This window comes from Capnocytophaga sp. oral taxon 863 str. F0517 (assembly GCF_000466425.1).
Taxonomy (GTDB): domain Bacteria; phylum Bacteroidota; class Bacteroidia; order Flavobacteriales; family Flavobacteriaceae; genus Capnocytophaga.
In genome coordinates this window covers 6,685-12,424 of record NZ_KE992145.1, presented here as the reverse complement: position 1 = coordinate 12,424, position 5,740 = coordinate 6,685, and the positions used below count along the sequence as shown (strand labels likewise).

General features: G+C 35.2%; 6 protein-coding genes. All 6 read left to right on the top strand.

Going from position 1 to position 5,740, the window contains the following annotated elements; genetic code table 11:
- Positions 1 to 233 precede the first annotated feature (233 nt).
- The 6 genes from HMPREF1551_RS06260 to HMPREF1551_RS06235 all read left to right on the top strand — a co-directional run bounded on the left by HMPREF1551_RS06260 (position 234) and on the right by HMPREF1551_RS06235 (position 5,625).
- On the top strand, positions 234 to 719 hold the full coding sequence (locus HMPREF1551_RS06260) for a hypothetical protein (protein ID WP_021628231.1): 486 nt from the start codon (positions 234 to 236) through the stop codon (positions 717 to 719).
- 236 nt (positions 720 to 955) lie between these two features.
- Entirely contained in the window at positions 956 to 1,447 is a 492-nt protein-coding gene (locus tag HMPREF1551_RS06255; protein ID WP_021628230.1) for a hypothetical protein, read from the top strand.
- A 275-nt stretch (positions 1,448 to 1,722) separates the two neighbouring features.
- The gene (locus HMPREF1551_RS06250) at positions 1,723 to 2,025 is read left to right on the top strand and encodes a hypothetical protein (protein ID WP_021628229.1); all 303 of its coding nucleotides are present in this window, start codon (positions 1,723 to 1,725) and stop codon (positions 2,023 to 2,025) included.
- A gap of 406 nt (positions 2,026 to 2,431) precedes the next feature.
- On the top strand, positions 2,432 to 2,782 hold the full coding sequence (locus HMPREF1551_RS06245) for a hypothetical protein (protein ID WP_021628226.1): 351 nt from the start codon (positions 2,432 to 2,434) through the stop codon (positions 2,780 to 2,782).
- Positions 2,783 to 2,981: 199 nt separating this feature from the next.
- The gene (locus HMPREF1551_RS13935) at positions 2,982 to 3,680 is read left to right on the top strand and encodes a hypothetical protein (RefSeq protein ID WP_021628225.1); all 699 of its coding nucleotides are present in this window, start codon (positions 2,982 to 2,984) and stop codon (positions 3,678 to 3,680) included.
- 187 nt (positions 3,681 to 3,867) lie between these two features.
- On the top strand, positions 3,868 to 5,625 hold the full coding sequence (locus HMPREF1551_RS06235) for an alpha-amylase family glycosyl hydrolase (protein ID WP_021628224.1): 1,758 nt from the start codon (positions 3,868 to 3,870) through the stop codon (positions 5,623 to 5,625).
- Positions 5,626 to 5,740: the final 115 nt, after the last annotated feature.

Below are 5,740 nucleotides of genomic sequence, written 5' to 3'. Positions count from 1 at the left end.
TATTATAGGTAATGTATCAGATGTGTTGTTAAAATTATAACAACCTTACAATCAGCAAAATACAAAGAAAAAAGTGATTTAGAATATGTGAATAGAGATAATCAGAAAGGTATAGTAATCTTAATTGTTGATGATAGAACTCAAATTTCAAAAAAGCTTCAAGAGGAAATTGACAAAGGAAAAATAAAATTAGAAAAAAAGAATTTGAATAAGAAAAAAATCAGATTGTAACAATGAATAGAATAAATATCAATAAAATTCAAGAGAAGGACTATCTTTATAATTCTTGTAATTTATACTATGATAAATATTTCAATTCAGATGATAAAGGTCAGCTAAAATTTTTTGAGAGAGAAATATGGATGATTGGTTCTGAAATTATTGACAATATAAAAAGAAAAAAAATAGAGAAAAAAAATCTTACAGATACTTTATCAGAAGAACTATTGAAGATAATAGTAGAAGATAGATTTGGGAGAGGTAGAGAAAGTTTTGTAATGTTACTTCATTATTTTAAGAATAATTCTAATATAGAAACTTGTTTAGCTACCCTATTAGATGATGAGCAATTATATCCTTTTGCTATAGATGAACTAACCATACTAAAGAATTTCAATTATGTAGATAAAGTACAAAAGATCTTATCTAAAGAGAAGGTACCTTGGAGGAGAAAAGTAGCGGAGAGGTATATTAAGAAATACCTTGATAGTGTCTTTTAGTAATATCCAATGTGTGGGTAATCTTTCAGATGTATTGTTAAAACTACAACAACTTAACTATTAGTAAAATACAAAATGGCTAAAACCTAATAATATGCTCTAAATAGTGCGAGGGGAATTGGCAAATTATGAATTTTGAATTGGGAAAGCGCGGGCGATTATGGGAGCTATGGGGTGTGAGCCACACGGGGTACGAGCTGTAAGCTTGCACCAGCGGGGGTTAATAAAGAACCAAAATGAAATATATGGAAATAATGGCAATTATTTATGATATAAAGAAAGAATATATAAAAGCTGTAGATGCTTATGAAACTCTTATTAGAGAAGATGGTGTTATACCTGATTATTATATTAATTTGAGTTTCCTATATTGGAGTTTTGCTTTTGAATTGTATGAATTTACAATCCCTAATAATATCCCAGAATATTGGGTAAAAAAAGGAGGAGAAGAGTTCCTAAAAGTATTAGATTTAGGAATAGAGAAATATCCTAAAGATATTGAATTACATTTTTGGAAAAGGTATTTTTTACATATTAGTTATGCTGAAAACTTTACAGAAAAGGAATGTTTAGATTTATTTGATTTGTATGGGTATAAGAATAAAACTCCTTATTTCTTCCTCTATCAATATGGTAATATAAAGTATAGAAAACAAAGGGATGAACTTTTAGATATTATAAAAGGGGAAGAGACAGCAAAGAATTTGTATATAAAATCATTGTTATAATAGGATAAGGTTAATGTTTTAGATGCGCTATCAAAATTTTATCACATTAAAAATCAATACAATACAAAAGAACTGCCCCACTATATTCCTTTACCCATCATAGAGATAAGTGTTTTTCAAACCTATAAAGCATTCTAAATAGTGCGAAGGGAATTTGAATTGTGAATTGTGAATTGGGCACAAGCTAAAGTCGCTGAAACTTGGAAGCGAGTATGTGACTTGCGCCAGCGGGTGATAAAAGAGGATATCCTTAATTTAAATTATAATTATTTGAAATGAAACCAATAGACAGTAGAATTAAGGTGGATATAGATAATGATCGGATTGTTGATAATGATGTTGTCAAACTATCAAGAGAGGACTTTGTTATAGATTATTCAGGGAAGAAAATTACCTTGAAAGAAGGAATGTATGTATATCTTTATACAGATGATACAGATGATAAAGGAGACCCCTCTTTTATTTTTTCGGAGGGAATTGTTATAAAAAACCCATATGGGGCTTTAACTTTATTTAAATGGTTTTGCAAATTAAAAGGAGAAATAGTCTATGTGAATAAGAATGGAGAAATTTGGTAATGTATCAGATGTGTTGTTAAAATTTCAACAACTTACTAATCAATACAATACAAAAGAATTGCCCTGCTATTTTTCTTTTACCCACCATAGAGAAAAGCGTTTTTCAAGCCTATAATGCACTCTAAATAGTGCGAGGGGAATTATGAATTTTGAATTGGGCACAAGCTGCAAGCTTGCTCCAGCAGGGGGGAGGAACAGAAAGACGTATTGATTTTATTATATTAGATGATAAAGGTAATGCCATAAAGTCTATGAAGTTACAAGTAAGACAGCAGATAAAATACGACAAAGTAGAAAAAAAATGCAATTAGGTATAGTGGAGGTACTTTTGTAAAAGATAAAAATGGTAATCTTATTGATGTATCACAAGTATCAACACAAATAATTAGAATGAAATAAATAAAATATGAAAGATATAGTATTATTAAATGTAAGAATACTAGCAGGAGCATATATAAGACAAGTTGATAAGGACAATACACTTATTGCTTGTAGAAACTTGCTTCAACTTAGCTATAAAAAAGGGCTCTTACATAAAAATCCTTTTGATGAAGAAGGTAATTTAAACATTGACACAGTCATCAAAGAAAGTGATTTAACAAATTTAGGTAAACGATTATTTGATGATTTAGCTGATAAGTGGTTTGCTTACACAGATCGTACTCAAAAATATGACAACATTACAATATTAGAAAAGTACTTTAATAATTTGAACAATATTGGTAATGTATCAGATATGTTGTTAAAAGCACAATAACTTAACTATTAGTAAAATACAAAATGACTAAAACCTTATTTTCTTTACTCACCATAGAGATAAACGTTTCTAAAGCCTATAATGCGCTCTAAATAGAATAGAGTAAAGGGAATTATGAATTCTGAATTTTGAATTGAGCACAAGCTGCAAGCTTGCGCCAGCGGGGCAAAATAATTGTCCAACTAAATAGAATAAAAAAATGGACAGATATAAAATCAAACATACATATAGCTATGAGGAATTAGAGTTAGATTATCTTCGAGCTGAAATTTTTGATGATGGTTCACTTCCTTCGTGGGATAAATGCTTGAACTTACTAAAAGAAAATGAGTTGTATTCTTTTATGGTCTATTCAAATTATGAAAAAAAACTTCAAATAGATCTATCTTTTTTAAAAGAGTTTTCTTTTTTAAAACGCTTAGAGTGGTTGTGTGCTTTAAAAATGAAGTCTAATATAGAGGGTATGTATTATTTGTCAGACCTTCAATATCTAAGATGGTATCCTGAAAATAATACTATTTTAGATCTATCAACTTTTCCTTTGCTAAAAGTAGTATTGGCCGAATTTCATAATATAAAAAATATCACCTCTTTATTAAATTTAGACAATCTTTGCTTGCATAAGCTGAATGAGAAAGATTGTAGAGCTATTTCTCCTCTAAAAAATATTACAAAATTAAAACTTACATCTTCAAAAATAGTCTCTCTTGAAGGACTTGAAGAATGTAAACATTTAGAAAGATTAAAAATGCATTATTGTCCTGAAATTTCAGATACATATTCTGTTATTAATCAATGTCCTAATATACATTATATAGAATTTATAAGTTGTAAAAAGATAACAAAAGAAGAAGTAATCCGTTTAGAGAGTATAGGAAAAAGTGTCTGGATAGAATGAAACGGTAATGTATCAGATGTGTTGTTAAAATTTCGACAACTTACTAATCAATACAATACAAAAAACTGCCTTATTATTTCCCTTTATTTACCATAGAGATAAGCGTTTTTTAAGCCTATAATGGTATTGGATAGCTTTAGTGGGAGTAAAAGACTAACCACTAAAAACTAAAAACTAACAACTGAAAATGAAAACAGTTATTTATCAAGTACTGGTGCGCCTTTTTGGCAATACCTGTACCCGAAATGTTCCTTATGGGACAAAGCAAGAAAATGGGGTAGGGAAGTTCTCCGACCTTACCGATGCAGCCTTGGAGGGTATCAAGCAGCTGGGTACCACTCATGTGTGGCTTACAGGAGTGCTTCATCATGCTTTGGTGGGGGACTATACCGACATAGGGGTGCCCAATGATGTGCCCTATTTGGTCAAGGGGCGGGCGGGTTCTCCCTATGCGGTGAAGGATTACTACAATGTCAATCCGGATTTGGCGGATGAGCCTACGCAACGTCTGGCTGAGTTTGCAGCCTTGGTGGCGCGTATCCATTACCATGGTATGAAGGTCATTATTGATATTGTGCCGAATCATGTGGCACGCTGCTATCACTCCATCAGTAAGCCTAAGGGAGTACAGGATTTCGGCGCTCAGGACAACACCCAAGTGGGCTACAGCCCAGACAATAATTTCTACTATAATATAGGGGAGTTCCTTTCGCTCCCTTCTACCACCATAGGCTATACACCCGAAGAGGCTGCACTTAGGCAGCTGACACAAAACCCCTATAAGGAATATCCGGCTAAGTGGACGGGGAATAGCCGTAGCAGCAGCCCTGCCCTGACCGATTGGTATGAGACGGTCAAGCTCAACTATGGCGTGGCTCCCGATGGGCATAAGGACTTCGAGGCACTTCCCCCAGAGATGGCACTTTGGGATGTAGGGGCACATTATGCCTTTTGGCAGAGCAAGTTGGTGCCTGATACCTGGAAGAAGTTCAAAGAGATAGCCGCTTATTGGCTTGACTTGGGTGTGGATGGCTTCCGTTATGATATGGCCGAGATGGTGCCGGTGGAGTTCTGGAGCTACCTGAATGCCTTTATCAAAAGTAGGCGCCCTGATGCCTTCCTTATGGCCGAGATCTACCATCCGGAGAGCTATCGCCCTTACTTACATATAGGGAAGATGGATGCCCTCTATAATAAGGTAGGGCTGTACGATACGCTGAAGGACATTATCTGCTACGAGCACTCCACCGATAGAATTGACTGGACGCAAGATACCCTTTCAGATATTTGGCCGCAGCTGCTTCATTTTATGGAAAACCATGACGAACAGCGTATCGCCAGTGAGGGCTTTGCTCGCGATCCCCGATACGCCTTGCCTGCGATGGCTGTAAGTGCCCACCTTAATGAGGCTTCGGTGATGGTCTATTTTGGTCAGGAAGTAGGGGAGGCAGCACGAGAGAACGCAGGTTTTGGCTCGCCTACTCGTACCTCTATTTTTGATTATATAGGAGTACCTGCCCATCAGCGTTGGGTCAATGGCAAGCGCTATGATGGGGGCGCCCTTACCCCTGAAGAGGCCGCCCTAAGGGAGTATTATTGCCGATTGCTCAACCTGCCTATAGCAGGGGCTTTCCGTAATATACATCAGTATAACCGAGCACATACCCCTTATTATAATGACAAGGTCTATAGCTTTGTTCGCGAAACAGTACAAGAAAAATGGCTTGTCATTGCAAATTTTAGCAAGCAAGATGGTTTTGGCTTCGAACTACAAATACCTCCTGAACTGCTCTCCACATGGGATTTGCCCGATGGCACTTATCCCTTGACAGACCAGCTCTATGGGGAGGTACCAACCCACTTCCATCGGGAAGGAGGCTATGGACATATGAGGGTAGCTATTGCTCCCTTGCAAACACTGTTCTTTAGGATAAAAAGTGAATAGTGAAAATAGAAGAAAAAATGAAGCTGTTTAAACTTTTTAGAGAAGTAAAAGTTCCCCAAAATTAGTAATTTTGTGTTTGAGAAAAAAAGAACACCAAAATTCAGGAACTTTGGGC

Bases quoted from the DNA above. Each gene is read 5' to 3' on its own strand.
- HMPREF1551_RS06260 (WP_021628231.1), top strand. From the start codon at position 234: ATGAATAGAATAAATATCAATAAAATTCAAGAGAAGGACTATCTTTAT.
- HMPREF1551_RS06255 (WP_021628230.1), top strand. From the start codon at position 956: ATGAAATATATGGAAATAATGGCAATTATTTATGATATAAAGAAAGAA.
- HMPREF1551_RS06250 (WP_021628229.1), top strand. From the start codon at position 1,723: ATGAAACCAATAGACAGTAGAATTAAGGTGGATATAGATAATGATCGG.
- HMPREF1551_RS06245 (WP_021628226.1), top strand. From the start codon at position 2,432: ATGAAAGATATAGTATTATTAAATGTAAGAATACTAGCAGGAGCATAT.
- HMPREF1551_RS13935 (WP_021628225.1), top strand. From the start codon at position 2,982: ATGGACAGATATAAAATCAAACATACATATAGCTATGAGGAATTAGAG.
- HMPREF1551_RS06235 (WP_021628224.1), top strand. From the start codon at position 3,868: ATGAAAACAGTTATTTATCAAGTACTGGTGCGCCTTTTTGGCAATACC.